We start from the raw sequence: 17,729 nt of genomic DNA, 5'->3' as shown, positions 1-17,729 counted from the left end.
GGTCACCGGTCCTCCGCGGCGCGCAGGTGGGTGGTGAGGTTGCGGCGGTGCGCGGTGAAGAGGAACGCGGAGAGCAGCGGGAGGGCCGCGGTGCCGGCGGCCAGCGCCAGGACCGGCCCCAGCGGGAGCGAGACCCGGACGGCGGGCAGCGGCGGGAGCGCGGCCGGGGTCAGCACCACCAGCGGCACCACCAGGTGGACCAGGGCGGCCCCCAGTAGCAGGCCGACCGCGGTGCCCAACCCGACCAGGACGAACCGCTCGGCGGCCGCGGCCCGGTTCAGCAGCCGGCGGGGCGCGCCCAGGGCGAGCAGCACCGCGGACTCGCCGGCCCGCTCGCTCGCCGACGCCGCCGACGCGGCGGTGAAGCCGATCGCGGCGAGCACGGCGGCGGCCAGCGCCAGCGCGGCCAGCGCGCTCTGCGGGGCGGCGCTGAGCGGATCGCCGGAGCGGGCCGCGGTGTCCTCCTCGCGCAGGGTCAGCTGCTGGGCGGTCGGTCCGGCGCGCAGCGCGGCGGCGGCCTCGGCCGGGACGCGGTCGTCGGGGCCGGCGGCGGGCAGCCACCACTCGGAGACGTCCGGCACGTCGAAGCCCCGCTCGGTCAGCCAGCGGTCGGTGCCCGCCAGGTCGAGCAGCAGCACGGTGCTGCCGTGCACCGGCAGCGCCGGGACGGTGCCGGTGATCCGGACCGGCACGCTCGCGCTGCCGAACTGGACCTTCGCCAGGTCGCCGACCGAGGCGCCGACCGCCGCCAGGTAGTCGCGGGTGGCCAGCGCCGGCACCTCCGGGCCGGTCGGCGCGCCGCCGGGGGCGAACACGGCGGCGCGCCCCCCGTCGTGGTGGTCGCCCGCCGGGGAGTAGACGGCGGTCAGCAGCCCGGCGCCGTCCGCCGGGGCGGACACCTCGAACGGGAGGCCGCCGGCCGGCGCGGTCCAGCGGCCCGCCGGGGCCGGGACGGGCACCCCGGGGCCGGCGGCGGTCCCCGCGACGGCGATCCGGCGGACGGTCAGGGTGCTCGCGCTCTCCGTCCAGCCCGCCGGGTAGGTCAGGCCGAAGCCGGTCACGGTCAGCGGCGCGGCGACCGAGCCGAGCGGGGCGGCGGTCAGCGCGTCCAGGTTCAGCGGGACGGTCGTCTCGCCCCGGGCGGGCAGCTGCGGCACCAGCAGCCGGTGGGTCGCGCCGAAGCCGTCGCGCAGTTGCAGCCACAGGTCGGGCGGCTGCAGCGCGGTGCCGTCGCCGAGCGGGCGGTCGGCGGTGTCGACCGCCACGGTCAGGTCGATCCGGGCCGGCCGGCCCGGCAGCGGCATCCCGGGCGCGGGCTGCCCGGCCAGCGGGCCGAACAGCTCCCCGAGCGGACGGCCGCCCAGCAGGTCCGGCCGGACCCGCAGCTCGGCGGCGGCCCGCGCGGTGTCGGTCAGCACCACCTGGCCCCGCCGCTCACCCGGCAGCGACTGCTCGGCCCGGGCCACCGGCAGCAGCCGGTCGCCGCCGGGCAGCGCCCCGTACCGGCCGCCCTGGCCCAGCGACGGCAGCGCCGAACCCCGGATCAGCAGGCCGCCCGCCGTGGCGAAGTCGGCCTGGTCGCGCTGCGAGTCGCGCCACGCGGTGTGCTGGCCGACCGCCAGCACCCCGGCGGCCACCGCCAGCACCAGCAGCAGCACCGGACCGTTCGCCCGGCCCGGGCGGCGGGCCAACTGCCAGCCGCCCAGCGCCGCGCCGAGCCCGCGGCCGCGGGCGGCCAGCCGGGCACCGAACCGGGCCACGAACGGCAGCAGCCGCAGCACCAGCAGGGTGCCCGCGCACAGCGCCAGGGTCGGCGCGGCGACCAGCACCGGATCGACGCCCAGCACCCCGTCCGCGTCCACCGACAGGCCGCCGGTGCGGGCGCCCAACTGCCGGTAGGCGACCACGGCCAGCGCCAGCAGGGTGAGGTCCGCGCCGGAGCGCACCACCGTGCCGACCACCGCCTGGTGGCGGGTCACCACCCGCTCGCCGCCGCGCCGCAGCAGCGCGGGCAGCGCGCACAGCACGGCGCAGGCCAGCGCGCACAGCGCCGCGACCAGCCAGCGGACGCCGGTGTCGGCGCCCGCCAGCGGCAGCCCGGCCAGCGGGCCGCGGTCGGTGAGCAGCCGCAGCAGCGGGCCGGCCAGCGGCGGGGCCAGCAGCGCGGCGGGCAGCACCAGCAGCAGCGCCTCGACGACCGTCCAGCCGGCCAGTCGCCGCCGGGTCGCGCCGCGCGCGGTGAGCAGGCCGTTCTCCCGCTGCTGCCGCTCGGAGACCAGGTGCACCACCAGCAGCAGCGCCGCCGCGGCGAGCACGCCCAACTGCAGCGCGCCGATCGTCAGGGTCGACTCGGCGACCAGCGTCGCCGAACGCAACTCGCCCAGCAGCACCGGGAGCTCGGTCTGCGACTGGGCGTCCGGGACATGCCGCTTGAGCAGCTCGGGCAGCCGCCCGGCCCGCGCGGCGACCCGCTCCACCCGGGCCCGGTCGGCACCGGAGAAGTCCGCGGTCAGCATCATCGAGCGCCCGCCCTGCGGCAGCGCGCCGGAGCCGAACAGGCCGTCGTCGACCAGCATCGGCCCGTACGTGGTGAAACCCCGGACCTGGATCTCCCGGCCGCCCAGCGGGTCGAGCCGCCAGTACGGCGCGTCCCGGTCGACGGGCTGGTAGACGCCGGTCACCTCGACGGTCAGCGGCCTGCCGCCGTACCGGTCGGAGAGCACCACCCGGGCGGGCAGCGCGCCCTCGGCCAGGCCCAGCCGGGTCAGCGTGCTGCCCGGCACCGCGACCCGGACCGCGCGGTCGCCGCTCCCGGCCGCCCCGGTGCTTGCGCTGCTGCCGCTGCTTTCGCCGCTCCCGGTGCTCTCGCCGCCCGGCCACCGGCCGGCGGTCAGTCGGACCCGGTCGTGCTCCAGCGCGGCCAGCACCGTCAGGTCCACCTCGCGGGCCGACGCCCCGGACGGGCCGCCGGACGGGCCGCCGGACGGGCCGCCGGACGGGGAGGCCGGGGCCGGCAGGCCGTACGCGCGGCTGTGCGCGAGGGAGCGGACGGCCACCGGCAGGCCGTCGAACAGCTCGGCGCCGAGCGCCGCGGCCCCCGCGTCCTCGGCCGCCCGGCTGTCCGCGCCGCGGTCGCCGGACAGCACCACGGCGGCCCGGGGAGCCCCGTCCAGGTTCCGGCGCAGGCCCGCGTCGGCCACGGTGCGGTCGAAGGCCACCAGCGTGGTCAGCACCGTGGTGGCGGTCAGCACCGTGAACAGCAGCGCGGCCGCCAGCGGCAGCCGGCCGCGCAGTCGGCGCAGCACGAAGCCCAACATGTCGTCTTCTCCCCCGTTCCGGCCCGGTGCACCGGATAGCGGACGACTCTGTCAGAACCCGACCGGAATCGGAAGGGTCGGGAGGGCAACGATGTGGGGTGCACGCACCGTCCGCGGGTCCGGCATGATGGCCGCCGTGGAATTCGAGGCGCACCGCGCGGAGTTGACGGCCCACTGCTACCGGATGACCGGCTCCTTCCACGACGCCGAGGACCTCGTCCAGGAGACCCTGCTGCGCGCCTGGAACGCCCGCGAACGCCACGACCCGGCCCGGTCCGCCGTCCGGACCTGGCTCTACCGGATCGCCACCAACGTCTGCCTGACCGCCCTGGAGGGCCGGGCCCGCCGCCCGCTGCCCGCCGGACTCGGCGCCCCCGGCCAGGACACCGCCGCCCCGCTCACCCCGGCCCTCGACGTGCCCTGGCTGGAGCCCTTCCCCGATGCCCGGCTGGACGCCGCCGCCCGCACCGACCTGCGGCTGGCCTGGGTCGCCGCCGTCCAACTGCTGCCCGCCCGGCAGCGCGCCGTGCTGGTGCTGCGCGAGGTGCTGGCGTTCAGCGCCGCCGAGGTCGCCGAACAGCTCGACACCACCGTCGCCGCCGTCAACAGCGCCCTGCAACGGGCCCGCGCCGCCCTCGCCGCCGCCGAGGCCGACCGGGTCAGGGAGCCGGACGGGCCGGAGGCCAGGGCCGCCGTCGACCGCTACCTGGCCGCGTTCGAGGCCGCCGACGTGCCCGCCCTGGTCGCGCTGCTCAGCCGCGACGCGATCCTGGAGATGCCGCCGCTGCCGCTCTGGTACCGGGGCGCCGCGCCCTACGGCCGCTTCATGGAGCGGGTCCACGCGATGCGCGGCACCGACTGGCGCACCCGCCCGGTCGGCGCCAACGGCCAGCCCGCCTTCGCCGCCTACGCCCGCACCCTGGACGGCGCCGGGTACGTCCTGCACAGCATCCAACTGCTGGAACCGGCCGGCGGGTTGATCGCCCGCAACACCGTCTACACCGACCCGGGAGTGCTCGCCGCCTTCGGCCTGCCGCAGCGGTGGGGGTAGCACGCCCGGACGGCCCGGAGCACCGCCGGCGCGGACGAGGCCGCGGCGCGGGCCCCGGCCGGGCGCTACCGGACGATCAGGTCGTTCGCGCGCAGGGCGGCCACCACGGCGGGCGGGGCGGTGGCCACCGAGCCCGCCCGGTACGGGGGCTGCGGGTCGTACTCGGTGACCAGCTGGATCGACTGGGCCACCGCGTCGCCGTGGATCCGCCCCGCCAGGTGCAGGGCCAGGTCGATGCCGGCCGAAACCCCGGCCGCCGTCGCGTACTTGCCGTCGAAGACCACCCGCTCGGCGGCCGGCAGCGCGCCGAGCGCGGCCAGCTCCCCGTCGACGAACCAGTGCGTGGTGGCGCGCCGCCCGGTGAGCAGGCCGGCCGCCGCCAGCAGGAGCGAACCCGAGCAGACCGACGTCGTCCAGGTGCTGGTCGTGTCCACCGCGCGCAGCCACTCCAGCACGGCCGGGTTCCCGTGCTGCCGGGCCGAGCCCGGGCCGCCCGGCACCAGCAGCAGACCGGCCGCGCCGACCTCGTCCAGCGCCGCGTCCGCCGTCAGCGCGAGACTGCCCAGGTCGCTGCGGACCGGGCCGCGCCGCTCGGCCGCGAACACCACTTCGGCGCCCGGCATCCGGCCCAGCACCTCGTACGGGCCGACGGCGTCCAGGGCGGTGAACTCCGGGTACAGCAGGATGGCGATCTTCATGGCGGGGCCCTCTCGGTCGGTGGCGGAAGCGTCCGCCACCAGCCTGGCCGGGCCCGGCGGGCGGCGGCCAGGGCGGGAGCGGACGCTTTTCGCACGGATCAGGACACCCGGCCCGTGCGCGGCGGGCCCGCACACCGGCCGGGGCCCGCACACCGGCCGGGGCCCGCGCGCGGGCCGGGGCCTCACGCGGAGCGGCGGACCACCAGTTCGGTCGGCAGGATCACCGTCGGGGCGTCCTCGCCGGCGATCCGGGCCAGCAGCAGCCGGACCATCTCGGCGGAGATCCGGTCCCACGGCTGCCGGATCGTGGCCAGCGGCGGGCGGGTGCCCGCCGCCACCGGCGAGTCGTCGAAGCCGCCCACCGCGACGTCCGCCGGAACGCCGCGCCCGGCGTGCTCCAGGACGGACAGCGCGCCGTCCGCCATCAGGTCGGAGGCCACGAAGACCGCGTCCAACTCCGTTACGCGGGCGAGCAGTTCGCGCATCGCGGCCTCGCCTCCGGCCCGGCTGTAGTCGCCCTCGGCGACGTACGGCACCCGGCCCGGGCCGGCCCTCCGTTCCGGAGGCGGGAGCGGTGTCCGAACAAAGAGAGGTAGAGTACGAACCGATCGGCCGGGCGGACGCCGTCCAGCCGGACAATCCCGATGCAGGAGAGGCAACTTGATTGACATTCAGCGCTGCCCGCACCGGCTCGACCTGGACGGTTCCGACCTGCACGCCGAGAGCGCCGCCCTGCGCGCCGCCGGACCGGCCGCGCGGATCGAACTACCGGGCGGCGTGACCGGCTGGTCCCTCACCGACCCCGCCCTGATCAAGCGGCTGCTCACCGACCCCCGGATCTCCCGGGACGCCTCCCGGCACTGGACCGCCGACCTGGCCGGCGAGGTGCCCGCCGACTGGCCGCTGCGGATGTGGACCGACGTCCGCAACGCCCTCACCGCGTACGGCCCCGACCACGCCCGGCTGCGCCGCCTGATCGGCCCGGCCTTCAGCGCCCGCCGGGTCCGCGCGCTCGCCCCCGAGATCGAGCGGATCACCGCCGGACTGCTGGACCGCCTCGCCGCCCACCCGGAGGGCGAAGTGGTCGACCTGCGGGCCGAGTTCATCTGGGTACTGCCGCTGATGGTGGCCAACACCCTGCTCGGCGTGCCGGAGGAGATACACGACGCCTTCCGCTCCACCATCGGCCGCACCTTCGAGACCGGCGCCACCCCCGAGGAGGCCGTCCGCAACGCCGAGGCCGTCTACGTCCAACTCGCCCTGCTCGCCAAGGCCAAGCGCGAGGAGCCCGGCGACGACGTCACCACCGCGCTGGTCCAGGCCCGCGACGAGGAGACCGGCGGCGGGCTGGACGAGCGCGAACTCCTCGACAACCTGCTGCTGCTGGTCGGCGCTGGGCACGAGACCACCGTCAACCTGATCGGCAGCACCATCGCCCAACTCGCCGCCGATCCGCAGCAGTTGGACCAACTGAAGGCCGACCCGGCGCGCTGGCCCGACGCCGTCGAGGAGACCCTGCGGCACCAGCCGCCGGTCGCCAACATCCTCGCCCGCTTCCCCGTCGAGGACGTCCACGACGAGCCCACCGGCCTCACCTTCGTCCGCGGCGACCTGCTGGTCGTCAACTTCCTCGCCGCCGGCCGCGACCCCGCCCTGCACGGCGAGGACGCCGCCCGCTACGACCACACCCGGCCCACCCGCCGCGACCACCTCTCCTTCGGCCACGGCGTCCACTACTGCCTCGGCGCCGAACTCGCCCGCCTCGAATCCCGGATCGCCCTCGCCGCCCTCTTCGAGCGCTTCCCCTGCCTCACCCTCGCCGTCCCCGCCGACGAACTGCGCCCGCTGCCGTCCTTCATCTCCAACGGCCCGCGCGAACTCCCCGTCCTGCTGCACGGCCGCGCCTGAGCCCCCGGCCCCGACTGTCGGCCCCGGCCGTCAGCCCCGGCCGTCCAGCACCCGCCGCAGGCCGCCGCGCAGGCGGGCGGAGGCGCCGGGGAGGCGGCCGAGCGCGCGCAGTTCCTCCGGCGGCAGCTCAGGACGATCCGCCAGGGCCAGGACGGCGGCGTACGGGCGGGTGCCGGCGGCGAGGCGCACCGTGGCGGCCGCCACGGCGGCCGCCACGGCGGCCGCCAGGACCCTCCGGTCGGCGGCGGGGTGGCGGGCCAGCAGCAGGAGCAGGCGGTTGTCGTTCCACGGGCTGCGGTCGTGCGGGACGAGGCCGCAGAGTTCGGCCAGTTCGCGCAGTGCGGCGGGCGGGGTGCACGGGTTCGCGGCCACCGCGTGCTGGACGAACGGGTACGGGCAGGCGGCCAGTTCGTGCAGCACGGCAGGGTCGGACGAGTCGTTCGCCAGATCGCGGTAGTAGCCGGGTTCGCGCACGGGTCGGTCCTGTTCCTGCGACGGGACGGCGGTGGTCGGACGCCATCCTGCTGCGGGTTCCGGGTCGGGCGCGAGCGGATTTCGCCCGGGGCGGCCCGGGGCGGTTCAGGGTGGTCCGGGGCGGCCCGGGACGGTCAGTCCTTGCGGCCGGTCGCCGCGACGGTGACGCCCAGGCCGATCATGGCCAGCCCGCCGACCCCGCCGACCAGGGAGAGCCGCCGCGGCGACCGGGCGAACCAGTCCCGGGCGGTGGCCGCGACCGGGCCCCAGGCCATGTCGGACAGCACGGCGATCAGGTTGAAGACCAGGCCCAGCGGCAGCATCTGCGCCGTGACGTGCCCCCGGTCGCGGTCGACGAACTGCGGCAGCACCGAAGCACGGGCCGGGCGCACCCGGCCAGTGGTATTCCGACGGCGTCCCGCAGGTGTTCCGCGCTCCGGGCTTTGCCAAAACTTTACTGACTGTCCGTCAACTTCCTTCCATCGCACCACCTCCGCCCCCGTCCGGTATCCGGGACGACTGGCCGGGGCGGGGGTCCGCGCAGTAATTTAGTTCACATCAGCTAACTATCATCACGGTTCCCCCGGGGGCGGCAGGAGATGGCGGACGTGGACACGCAGAAACGGTGGATCGGCGCGGAGCACCCGCGCTACAAGTGGGTGGCGCTCTCCAACACCACCCTCGGCATGCTGATCGCCACGATCAACTCCTCGATCGTGCTGATCTCGCTGCCGGCGATCTTCAACGGCATCCACCTCAACCCGCTGGAGCCCGGCAACGTCAGCTACCTGCTGTGGATGCTGATGGGCTACATGCTGGTCACCGCCGTCCTGGTGGTCACCCTCGGACGGCTCGGCGACATCTGGGGCCGGGTGCGGATCTACAACGCCGGCTTCCTGATCTTCACCGTCACCTCGGTGGTCCTCTCGCTCGACCCGATGGACGGCGGCGGCGGCGCGCTCTGGCTGATCGGCTGGCGGGTCGTCCAGGCGGTCGGCGGCGCGATGCTGATGGCGAACTCCGCGGCCATCATCACCGACGCCTTCCCCGCCCGGCAGCGCGGCATGGCGCTCGGCGTCAACATGGTCGCCGCGATCGCCGGCTCGTTCGTCGGCCTGGTCCTCGGCGGCGTCCTCGCCGAGTGGAACTGGCGCTCGATCTTCTGGGTCAACGTCCCGATCGGCGTCATCGGCACCGTCTGGGCCTACCGCTCGCTGCACGAGACCGGCGTCCGCCGCCCCGGCCGGATCGACTGGTGGGGCAACGTCACCTTCGCCGCCGGCCTCACCGCGCTGCTGGCCGGCATCACCTACGGCATCCAGCCGTACGGCGGCCACACCATGGGCTGGACCAACCCCTGGGTGCTGGCCGGCCTGATCGGCGGCAGCGCCGTCCTGATCGCCTTCTGCGTGATCGAGACCAGGGTCGCCGAACCGATGTTCCCGCTCCGGCTGTTCCGCGACCCGGTGTTCGCCGGCGGCAACCTGGCCACCCTGCTCGGCTCGATCGCCCGCGGCGGCCTCCAGTTCATGCTGATCGTCTGGCTGCAGGGCATCTGGCTGCCGCTGCACGGCTACGACTACGAGCGGACCCCGCTCTGGGCCGGCATCTACCTCGTCCCGCTGACCGTCGGCTTCCTCGCCGCCGGCCCGGTCGCCGGCCACCTCTCGGACCGCTTCAGCGCCCGGATGTTCGCGGCCGGCGGCCTGGTCGTGATGGCCGGCTCGTTCGCCGGACTCCTGCTGCTGCCAACGGACTTCGAGTACGTGTGGTTCGCGCTGCTGGTGTTCCTGAACGGCCTCGGCGGCGGCCTGTTCGCCGCGCCGAACACCGCGCTGGTGATGTCCAGCGTCCCGCCCGCCGACCGGGGCGCCGCCTCCGGCATGCGGGCGACCTTCCAGAACGCCGGCATGGTGCTCTCCATCGGCGTGTTCTTCTCCCTGATGGTGGCCGGCCTGGCCGGCTCGCTCCCGCAGACCCTCAACGACGGCCTCACCGGCCAGGGCGTCTCCCCGGCGGACGCCCACGCCGTCGCCCAACTCCCGCCCGTCGGCACGCTGTTCGCCGCCTTCCTGGGCTACAACCCGATCCACGAACTGCTCGGCCCGCAGGTGCTCTCCGGCCTGCCCGCCGCCAACGCGCAGACCCTCACCGGACGCGAGTTCTTCCCCCACCTGATCTCCGGCCCGTTCCACGACGGCCTGATGGTGGTCTTCGCGCTCGCCATCGCGATGTCACTGGTCGCCGCCGCCGCGTCGCTGCTCCGCCGCCGCGGAGCGGGTACGGTCGGTGACGGCCCCGAGAGCGGGACGGCCACCGTCCCGGACGGGGACACCGCGGCCTCCCGGGGCCCGGCATGATGTGAACCAGACGGCGGAGCGAGGGAGTTCGACGGTGGGACAGCAGCACGAGGGCGGGCTCGACCCGGCGGAACTGGCACGGCTGCGGCTGGTCATCGCCCGGCTGAACCGGCACCTGATGCGGGCCTCCGACCGGCAGGAGTTCACCTTCGCCCAGCAGTCCGCGCTGGCCCGGATCGAGCAGCACGGCCCGATCCGGCTCGGCGAACTCGCCGCACTGGAACGGGTCACCGCACCCTCGATCACCCGCACCGTCGCCTCCCTGGTCGACGCCCGGCTGATCAGCCGCGTCCCCGACCCGAACGACGGCCGCTCCGCCCTGGTCGAACTCGCCCCCGGCGGCGTCGACCTGCTCGCCCACATCCGCCGCCGGCGCTCCGAACTACTCGCCCGCCGCACCGCCGAACTCACCGCACCCGAACGGCAGGCACTGATGGCCGCGCTGCCCGTCCTCGAACGCCTGGTGGCCTTCGAGGACTGACGGAGGGCCGGCCGGACCGCTGCCGCTGCTCCCGGCCGGTCAGTCGGCGAACTGCGGCCGGCCCGAACGGTCGGCAGGGCCGGTGCGGGCGGCGCGGGCGGCACGGTCGGCGCGGTGACGGCGGAGGCGGCGGACGGCCAGGACGGACCAGAACAGCAGCATGGCGCCGCCGAAAGCGGTGGCCGCCGCCCCGTACGCCCAGAGCCTGCTGTCCGGCGAGTAGACCTCGCCGTCGTAGTAGAGCACCCGGGCGCGCTCGCCGACGCGGGTCGCCGGGATCCCTCCCCACGACATCACCCCGCTGACCGTCTCCGGCCGGGGAACCGTCCAGCCCGGACCGGGCGGCTTCGGGGCATCCGGGGTGAAGTCCCCCATCGGCTCCTGACAGCGGCCGCAGGGATGCTCCTCGGTGACGACGAACTCGCCCGGCACACCCGCCCCGTGGGCCAAGGCCAGACTGTCCCGCAGGAGGCCGATCCCCACGAACAGGATCAGCAGCGAGACCACCAGGCAGCCCGCCCAGGACGCGAAGCTCCGCCCCCGCGAGCCGGGCTCCGGCGGCGCGGACGGCCGCAGCGCGGACCGCGCCCGTTCGGCCCGGCCCGCCGCCAGTCGTTCGCGCTTCGGCCGTGCTCTGCCCATGCCGTTCCGTCCCCCGCGTGGTCCCGTGCCCGGCACAACCGGGTACGGACGAACAGCATGGCACCCGGCGGGCGCCGCGCGCGAGGGGGGCGACCTTTCGTCCGGTTCTCCTCGTTCGTGCGTCACCACGTCAACCGACATTCCGCTCTCCAAGGGCTCCGCCAGTAGGGGATCGGTGAGATCCGGCTGCTGACCACACCTACTCGAAGAGGCAATTGGCGGGGGCGGGCTTCACACCGCTGGGGCCGGCCGGATAGCGTGCGTTCGCTGTTGCAGTCTGCAAGCTGAAAAAAGAAGAACATGCACATCCTGGAGGACAGTTCGGAGCTGTCCCCACGTGCCCGCCGCCTACTCGACCGCACCGGACGCCGGCAGGAGCAGACGGAGCCCAGGGCCCCCACGGAGCTGCTGCGGGTCCGCGACCGCAAGGGTCGGCTGATCCCCGCCCCGCTGGAACCGGTCATCCGGCGCGAGGCCTTCGCGCGGAGGTACGGCGGACTGCGCTACGCCGTACGAAAGAGTCTCGCGGACGCAAATGGCGGGCGCTCGGGGCACAGCCTTGAGTGGAGCCACGAGCGAGCCACTGCGGGGCGCCACCTGCCGCTATGCCGCCGCCCTGTCGGAAGCCGCCCGCGGCGAGGAGCGTGAGCACGCACCAGGGACTTTCCCGTAATCGATCTTCTTTGAGGGGTCGGGAAGGGGCTGGCGGGCCGTCGACTGCCCCGCTACGCGGCCTGGACGAGGTTGTGGAGCCGGGCGGTGCCGAGCATGGCGTGGTGGACTCCGTCGCCCTTGGGGCGGCAGTCGCGCAGGATCTTCCAGGTCTCCATTTGAGCGAATGCGCGTTCGACTCGGGCGCGGACCTGCTTGTGCGCACGGTTGCGCCCGGTCTGTCACTCGGTCGGTTCCCTGCCGGGCGATCTCCGGTGCGGGATGACGAGACCGGTGCCCGGATAGCCGCCGTCGGCGATGGTCGTCGTCCTGCCGACGGCGGCCTTCGTGCCGGATTCCCCCCATGCCTTGCGGTCGTTCCGGTCGCCCGGCGGGGGTCAGCCGATCGCCATGACCAGGCGGGGGGTGGGCGTCGATGACGACCTGGTGGTTGGTGGAGTACCGGTAGTTCTTGGACTGCTCGGCGATGCTGTGGTCGCGAGTGGGGACCAGGGCGCCATCGACAGTCAGCACGGCGTCCCTGCGGAAGCGCCGCCGGGGTTCGAGTGCCAGCAGTGGGCCGATGTGGTCGATGATCCGGTCGGCTGCCGACTGGGACAGCCATCAGCTTGCGGAAGTCGCGCGGGCTCAGACCGGTGAACGGGGCCATCCGGGACGGCTCCGACGCCGTGATCACACCAGCCGCGCCAGGATCGTCTCCTGCGGCGGGTGCCTTCGCGTGACGCCCCGCGGAAATCCGATGGTGCGACGCGGCTCTGACGTCAAGAATCGGCGGATGCATGAAGTGAGGCTGTCCGATGGGGTCGTCACCCTGTCCCCACTGAGCTTGGACGATGTCCAGGCGCACCTTGCGGGCGAGGATGAGCTGCTCGTTCGCTGGCTCAACGGCGGCCCCGGCACCCGGGAGGGCGTCGAAGCGTACTTCCAGCACTGCCGGGAACAGTGGGAGGCTGCCGGACCACTCCGCGCGTTCGGCATCCGGGTGGGCGCCGACGAGGTGCTCGCGGGGACGATCGACTTGCGGTTCCCCGGGGAAGGCCTGCTTCCCGGCCAGGTGAATATCGCATACGGACTCTACCCGTCCCGGAGAGGGCGCGGCCTGGCAACCCGCGCGGTCCTCCTGGCCTGCCGGTACGCGGCCAGTGAGGGCGGGGCGGAGGCGGTGATCCAGGTGGAGCCGGAGAACCCCGCATCCGCTGCAGTGGCACGGCGGGCAGGGTTCACCCCCGGCCGGCAGGCGCAGGGCAAGGACGGCAGACGGTTCGACTGGTACACCGGGGACCTACGCGCCGCCATCCAGTGACGGCCGGCAGTTACGGGACAACCCTTGGGCAATGTGCTCGCGAATGATTTCGCCGATCTGCCGAGGAAGTCCAGGCGAGAACAGTGAGTGCCCCATTCCCGGAATCGGCCGGAATCGGGAATGAGGGACCTCCTCGGCGAGGGCGCGGCCATGCGGGAGCGGGCGGAGGGGGTCTTCGGTGCCGTGGATGACCAGGGTCGGGGCCTTGATCGAGGACAGCGGCACCAGACGGTCTTCGGTCAGGTGACGTCCGGCCAGGTCATGGTTGAGGGCCGCAGCGGGGTTGCCGGACCGGTCGAAGGAGGCTTGCGCGAAACGTCGAGCGGCCGGCTCGTCGAACGGGAGGACGTCGCCGTTGAGCACGCGCCACGTCTCCAGGTTCGCCGTGACGTACTCGTCGCGGGTCCCCTGCGGGAGGGCGGCGCGCCGGGCGAGGTGCGCCAGGAAGCGTGCTGCGGGCGGCGGCAAGTCGCTTGGGTCGGGTGCCTGACCGGCCATGGCACGCACCCAGGCCGGGCCCGCGCTGTGGCCCATCGGGCCGGTCATGATCGCGGTCAGGGTCAGTACGCGTTCAGGGCGGTGCACGGCCAGCCATTGGCCGATGGCGCCGCCCAGGGACACTCCGACGATGTGCGCGGCAGCCACCCCGTGCCCGTCGAGTACCGCCGTCGCGTCGGCGGCCATGTCCGCCAGCGCGTAGGGGCGCGTGGTGAAGTCCACGCAACTGGACCGGCCGGTGTCCCGGTGGTCGTAGCGGATGACCTGGCGACCACCCGCGACCAGCACGTCCACCAGCTCGTCCGGCCATCCGATACCCGGCGAGGCGGTACCCATCACCAGCAGGACCGCTGGGTCGTCGGAGGCGCCGACCCGTTCGGTCCACAGCCGCAATTCACCGGATTCGACAATCAATTCAGCGCGCGCAGTCATGGCTGCCAACATAACGAACGGGTGGGCAATTTTCCATTGCCTTGGCGGATATGACTTTCCCTCACTATTCTGGTACAATAGCTAATGCGAATCCGCGCGTGTCGTCACCGCGCTTGACGGTGACCAAGGCCAGGGCGAGGACGGTGAGGCCGTACTCGACCAGGCTGTTGGCGCAGCCGTCGTCGGCCCAGACCAGCACCAGCCGAAGGGGCGGGGCGTCTGCCCCGGCCCTCCGGCCTACCCCGGGATCGTCCCTGCCTCGAACCGGACGACCCTCGGGGAGATCAGTGGTTCACCGGCCGTTGCCGGGTCTGCGGTGGTGTCAGCAGGTGCCGTTGTCCTGCCAGATGTTCCAGGCGATGGCGCTGCCGGGGGTGACGTCGGTGCTCCAGTAGAGGGCGGTGTAGTTGTGGCCGTTGTAGGAGACCTGGTCGTTGGGGACGTAGGCGGTGGCGGGGTTCCAGGCGGGTTGGCAGGTGCCGGTGGAGGTGGTGGTGACGGTCAGGGTGTAGGTGGCGCTGTGGGTGCCGCTGGCCGCGGTGCCCTTCACGGTGATCGGGTAGGTGCCGGCGGGGGTGGAGGCGGTGGTGGTGACGGTGAGGGTGCTGCCGCTGCCGGAGTTGACGGACGCCGGGCTGAACGAGGCGCTCGCACCCGCCGGCAGGCCGGTGGCGGTCAGCGTTACGGACTGGGCGGTGCCGGAGGTGGTCGCGGTGGAGACGGCGGCGGTGGCCGGGGACCCGGCGCTCACGCTGCCCGAGGCCGGCGAGAGGGCGAGGGAGAAGTCGTTGGCGGCCGCCGGCGTTCCGGTGTCGCCGTGGGTGAGGGTCTCCCAGGCGATCCAGTGGTCGTCGGTGCCCTCGGGGCGGTGGGCCAGGGTGTACTTCTGGGTGTTGGCCAGGCTGAGTCCGAGCCGGTTGTGGAGCGCGCTGTACGCGATCTCGGTGACGGGCCCGACGCCGAGGCTCACGCTGCCGCCGCAGAGCGAGGACGGGACGGAGGCGCCGTTGTCGTAGCCGGCGTGGAACTCGTAGGTGGAGCGCATCCGGGTCGCCAGCTGCGACCACAGGTCGGTGCCCTGGAGGCGTGCGGTCTCGGCGACGTGCGAGATGGCGTCCAGGCCCCAGCCGGTGTGGCCGAAGTCGCGGCAGGTCTCCTGCGCGAGGCCGTTGACGAAGGTGCTCTGCCCGAACCAGTAGCTGACCAGTTCGCTGGTGGTGTTGATGCTGGAGCGCGGCGGGTAGGCGGGCTGGCTGCCGTCTGAGGTGGTGTAGACGTACGCCGGGACCCGGCCCGTGAAGATGGACATCGCCTTGTTGTAGCTGGTGGCGTCGTCGAGGTGGACCGCGATGCCGACGGCCGCGTCCATCATGATCAGCTCCCAGTTGCCGTTCTTGTCCGGGGCGCCCTGGATCACGACGGGGAGGTAGACGTTGCGCAGCATGGTGTCGAAGCGGGCGGAGTTCGACCAGCCGCCGCTGTAGGTGTACTTGACGATCTCCGCGGACTCCGACCACACCGTGCCGGCCCAGCCGGTCTGCAGCGGGGCGTTGGTGTTGGTGTGCGTGGTGATGGTCCCGGACCAGGCGTCCATGATCTGGATCGCCTTCTTGGCGTAACTGCTGTTGCCGGTCACGTACCAGGCCAGCGCGTCGGTGTACGCGGCGATGGCGTCCTCCCGCTCGTCGCTGCACCCGTAGTCGGGGTTCGACGACGAGCCGCACTCGACGGTGGAGCGCGGGTGGGGGGTGTACGACGACGAGGCGTACGGGCTGGCCAGCAGCTGCGACCAGGCGCTCTTCTGCGGCTCGACGCCGCCGTTCACCCGGGTGCGGATCAGGTCCAGTTGGGACTTGCCGAGCAGTACGCCCGGGTGGGTGAAGGCGGCGGGGGCGGTCACGGCGGCGCTGACGGTCGCCGTACCCCCGCCGGACGGGGCGGCGACGGCGGTGGGGGTCGTCATGGCCGCCGCCACCGCCGCCAGGGCGAGGAGGGCGGCGCCCAGCGATCGGCGGGGTCGGTGATGGGCCGTGCGGCGACGGGGGGCTCGGGGGAAGAGCGTCACTGCGGCCACCTTTCGGTTAGTAAAGTTTACTTTCTGTTGTGGTCGGCGAGCGTAAGGCTGCACTGATGCGCCGTCAAGACCGCTTGAGGTGCCGCATTTCCGGTGGCGACGGGCCATTGACGCGCCGGGGTCAGGTCGCTAACTTCTGCTCGTTAGGAAACCTTCCTTACTATCTGGCGGCCTGCGGACCGGTCCGTCCCGACCGGCACGCCCGGGGCCCCGCGGTCCCCGCAGTCCCTGCGCCCGTGCGGCCCGCGCGGCCCGAGCCGCCCTGCGATGACGTCCCCCACCTCGCTCGTTCCTCATCCACAGTGAAGGAATCGACCCCCCATGTCCCGATCCGCCCCTGCCCGCAGACTGCTCACGGCAGCCGTGGCCGCCGCTCTCCCCGCCGCCGCGCTCGCCGTGGTCGCCGCCGGACCGGCGCACGCCGCCGGCGGCACCTTCCCCGCGCACTACTCGGCGCCGTACCTGGAGATCGACAGCTCCACGGCCGGCGACCTGGCCGCCGACCTGAGCGCCAGCGGCGACAAGTTCTACACGCTGGCCTTCCTGACGCCGAAGTCCGGCTGCACCCCGATGTGGGAGCGCGGCAACGACCCGGTCGGGGCGTTCAAGTCCCAGATCGGCTCCCTGCAGTCGGCCGGCGGCAACGTCATCATCTCCTTCGGCGGCGCCGCCGGCGGCGAACTCGCGCAGACCTGCACCTCGGTGTCCAGCCTCACCGCCGCGTACGCCAACATCGTCAACACCTACGGCGTGACCCGGCTGGACTTCGACATCGAAGGCTCCGTCCTGGACGACACCACCGCCAACGCCCGCCGCGACCAGGCCCTGGCCGCCCTCCAGGCGCAGAACCCGAACGTCCAGATCGACTTCACCCTGCCGGTGGACCCGGGCGGCCTGCCCGCCAACGCGATGAACATGCTCAAGGACGCCAAGTCCAAGGGCGTGAAGGTGAACCTGGTCAACATCATGACGATGGACTTCGGCAACGGGCAGAACGCCCTCAACGACGCCGAGTCCGCCGCGAACGGCACCGCTCCGCAACTGGCCTCGCTGTACGGCATCACCACCGCCCAGGCCTTCAACCGCCTGGGCCTGACCCCGATCGCCGGCCAGAACGACGACAACGAGTTCTTCAGCCAGGCCAACGCCCAGACCCTGGAGACCTTCGCGGCGTCCAAGGGCGTCCAGGAACTGGCGTTCTGGGAGGTCGACGGCTACGACAAGGCACTGAACTACGCCTACTCGAAGATCTTCCAGAAGATCACCGGGGGCACCACCGCCAGCGACTTCTCCGTCGCCGTCTCACCCAACTCGGGCAGCGTGAAGGCGGGTTCGCCGGCCACGGTCAGCGTCTCCACGGCGGTGACCTCCGGGGTGGCGGAGTCGGTCGCGCTGTCGGCCTCCGGCCTGCCGGCGGGTGCGAGTGCCTCGTTCAGTCCGGCGTCGGTGAACTCCGGCAGCGGCAGCACCCTCACCGTCACCACCACCGCCTCCACCCCCGCCGGCACCTACCCGATCACCGTGAAGGGCACCGCGGCCAGCGGCACCCACAGCGCCACCTACACCCTGACCGTCACCGCCACCTCCACCGGCACCTGCCAACCCGCCTGGAACCCCGCCACCGCCTACGTCCCCAACGACCAGGTCTCCTACAACGGCCACAACTACACCGCCCTCTACTGGAGCACCGACGTCACCCCCGGCAGCGCCATCGCCTGGAACATCTGGCAGGACAACGGCACCTGCTGACCCCCCCCACACACCGTCGGCAGTGAGCACATTCCCCGATGCCCTGCCGTCCGCACCGATCGAAAGGAAC

At 73.6% G+C, this 17,729-nt stretch carries 13 protein-coding genes and 3 pseudogenes; 6 read left to right on the top strand and 10 right to left on the bottom strand.

The window, feature by feature from the left end; translation table 11 throughout:
- Positions 1-2: 2 nt before the first annotated feature.
- Positions 3-3,317 (bottom strand): FtsX-like permease family protein, encoded by a 3,315-nt coding sequence (locus tag KSE_RS01495; protein ID WP_014133480.1) that lies wholly within the window; start codon positions 3,315-3,317, stop codon positions 3-5.
- Positions 3,318-3,444: 127 nt separating this feature from the next.
- On the opposite strand from KSE_RS01495, the gene KSE_RS01490 reads away from it, so the two are divergent.
- The gene (locus KSE_RS01490; RefSeq protein ID WP_033258951.1) at positions 3,445-4,368 is read left to right on the top strand and encodes an RNA polymerase subunit sigma-70; all 924 of its coding nucleotides are present in this window, start codon (positions 3,445-3,447) and stop codon (positions 4,366-4,368) included.
- A 65-nt stretch (positions 4,369-4,433) separates the two neighbouring features.
- Here the strand turns inward: KSE_RS01490 and KSE_RS01485 are convergent, their stop codons facing one another.
- Together KSE_RS01485 and KSE_RS01480 are read right to left on the bottom strand one after the other, a co-directional pair.
- A complete protein-coding gene (locus KSE_RS01485) occupies positions 4,434-5,066 on the bottom strand; it encodes a DJ-1/PfpI family protein (protein ID WP_014133478.1) in 633 nt (210 codons plus the stop codon).
- A gap of 182 nt (positions 5,067-5,248) precedes the next feature.
- Positions 5,249-5,629: pseudogene (locus tag KSE_RS01480) on the bottom strand (LacI family DNA-binding transcriptional regulator); the annotation flags it as partial.
- A 97-nt stretch (positions 5,630-5,726) separates the two neighbouring features.
- Here KSE_RS01480 and KSE_RS01475 point away from each other — a divergent pair.
- Positions 5,727-6,974 (top strand): cytochrome P450 family protein, encoded by a 1,248-nt coding sequence (locus KSE_RS01475; RefSeq protein WP_014133476.1) that lies wholly within the window; start codon positions 5,727-5,729, stop codon positions 6,972-6,974.
- Between the two features lie 30 nt (positions 6,975-7,004).
- Here the strand turns inward: KSE_RS01475 and KSE_RS01470 are convergent, their stop codons facing one another.
- Entirely contained in the window at positions 7,005-7,448 is a 444-nt protein-coding gene (locus KSE_RS01470; protein WP_014133475.1) for a hypothetical protein, read from the bottom strand.
- 134 nt (positions 7,449-7,582) lie between these two features.
- Positions 7,583-7,825 (bottom strand): annotated as a pseudogene (locus KSE_RS01465) (lysine transporter LysE); the annotation flags it as partial.
- A gap of 222 nt (positions 7,826-8,047) precedes the next feature.
- Here KSE_RS01465 and KSE_RS01460 point away from each other — a divergent pair.
- Complete coding sequence (locus KSE_RS01460; protein WP_014133473.1) at positions 8,048-9,808, top strand: MFS transporter; 1,761 nt, start codon at positions 8,048-8,050, stop codon at positions 9,806-9,808.
- A 34-nt stretch (positions 9,809-9,842) separates the two neighbouring features.
- Positions 9,843-10,289 carry a MarR family winged helix-turn-helix transcriptional regulator gene (locus KSE_RS01455; protein ID WP_014133472.1) on the top strand — a complete coding sequence of 149 codons (447 nt, stop codon included), beginning with the start codon at positions 9,843-9,845 and terminating at the stop codon, positions 10,287-10,289.
- A 39-nt stretch (positions 10,290-10,328) separates the two neighbouring features.
- Here the strand turns inward: KSE_RS01455 and KSE_RS01450 are convergent, their stop codons facing one another.
- Both KSE_RS01450 and KSE_RS01445 read right to left on the bottom strand, forming a co-directional pair.
- Positions 10,329-10,931 carry a hypothetical protein gene (locus KSE_RS01450; protein ID WP_014133471.1) on the bottom strand — a complete coding sequence of 201 codons (603 nt, stop codon included), beginning with the start codon at positions 10,929-10,931 and terminating at the stop codon, positions 10,329-10,331.
- A 725-nt stretch (positions 10,932-11,656) separates the two neighbouring features.
- Positions 11,657-12,252, bottom strand: a pseudogene (locus KSE_RS01445) (transposase).
- A 126-nt stretch (positions 12,253-12,378) separates the two neighbouring features.
- Between KSE_RS01445 and KSE_RS01440 the strand changes: the two are divergent.
- The gene (locus tag KSE_RS01440) at positions 12,379-12,906 is read left to right on the top strand and encodes a GNAT family N-acetyltransferase (RefSeq protein WP_106437570.1); all 528 of its coding nucleotides are present in this window, start codon (positions 12,379-12,381) and stop codon (positions 12,904-12,906) included.
- Here KSE_RS01440 and KSE_RS01435 read toward each other — a convergent pair.
- The 3 genes from KSE_RS01435 to KSE_RS01430 form a co-directional block, all read right to left on the bottom strand.
- The gene (locus KSE_RS01435; protein WP_014133468.1) at positions 12,886-13,836 is read right to left on the bottom strand and encodes an alpha/beta fold hydrolase; all 951 of its coding nucleotides are present in this window, start codon (positions 13,834-13,836) and stop codon (positions 12,886-12,888) included. The two genes, KSE_RS01440 and KSE_RS01435, sit on opposite strands and share 21 nt — an antisense overlap.
- A gap of 64 nt (positions 13,837-13,900) precedes the next feature.
- Positions 13,901-14,035: a hypothetical protein gene (locus tag KSE_RS45560; RefSeq protein ID WP_014133467.1), complete on the bottom strand. Its 135-nt coding sequence runs from the start codon at positions 14,033-14,035 to the stop codon at positions 13,901-13,903.
- Between the two features lie 123 nt (positions 14,036-14,158).
- The gene (locus KSE_RS01430) at positions 14,159-15,799 is read right to left on the bottom strand and encodes an alginate lyase family protein (protein WP_014133466.1); all 1,641 of its coding nucleotides are present in this window, start codon (positions 15,797-15,799) and stop codon (positions 14,159-14,161) included.
- 432 nt (positions 15,800-16,231) lie between these two features.
- Between KSE_RS01430 and KSE_RS01425 the strand changes: the two genes are divergently transcribed.
- Positions 16,232-17,659: a carbohydrate-binding protein gene (locus tag KSE_RS01425; RefSeq protein WP_051055082.1), complete on the top strand. Its 1,428-nt coding sequence runs from the start codon at positions 16,232-16,234 to the stop codon at positions 17,657-17,659.
- Positions 17,660-17,729 lie beyond the last annotated feature (70 nt).

The sequence above is a fragment of the Kitasatospora setae KM-6054 genome (assembly GCF_000269985.1).
Taxonomy (GTDB): Bacteria; Actinomycetota; Actinomycetes; order Streptomycetales; family Streptomycetaceae; genus Kitasatospora; species Kitasatospora setae.
The sequence above is the reverse complement of the archived record's forward strand: the minus strand, read 5'-3'. Positions and strand labels throughout refer to the sequence as shown.

Coding starts and splice junctions, on each gene's coding strand:
- KSE_RS01450 (WP_014133471.1), bottom strand. CDS start 10,931: ATGGGCAGAGCACGGCCGAAGCGCGAACGACTGGCGGCGGGCCGGGCC.
- KSE_RS01435 (WP_014133468.1), bottom strand. CDS start 13,836: ATGACTGCGCGCGCTGAATTGATTGTCGAATCCGGTGAATTGCGGCTG.
- KSE_RS01495 (WP_014133480.1), bottom strand. CDS start 3,317: ATGTTGGGCTTCGTGCTGCGCCGACTGCGCGGCCGGCTGCCGCTGGCG.
- KSE_RS01485 (WP_014133478.1), bottom strand. CDS start 5,066: ATGAAGATCGCCATCCTGCTGTACCCGGAGTTCACCGCCCTGGACGCC.
- KSE_RS01430 (WP_014133466.1), bottom strand. CDS start 15,799: ATGACGACCCCCACCGCCGTCGCCGCCCCGTCCGGCGGGGGTACGGCG.
- KSE_RS01440 (WP_106437570.1), top strand. CDS start 12,379: ATGCATGAAGTGAGGCTGTCCGATGGGGTCGTCACCCTGTCCCCACTG.
- KSE_RS01490 (WP_033258951.1), top strand. CDS start 3,445: ATGGCCGCCGTGGAATTCGAGGCGCACCGCGCGGAGTTGACGGCCCAC.
- KSE_RS01460 (WP_014133473.1), top strand. CDS start 8,048: ATGGCGGACGTGGACACGCAGAAACGGTGGATCGGCGCGGAGCACCCG.
- KSE_RS01425 (WP_051055082.1), top strand. CDS start 16,232: ATGTCCCGATCCGCCCCTGCCCGCAGACTGCTCACGGCAGCCGTGGCC.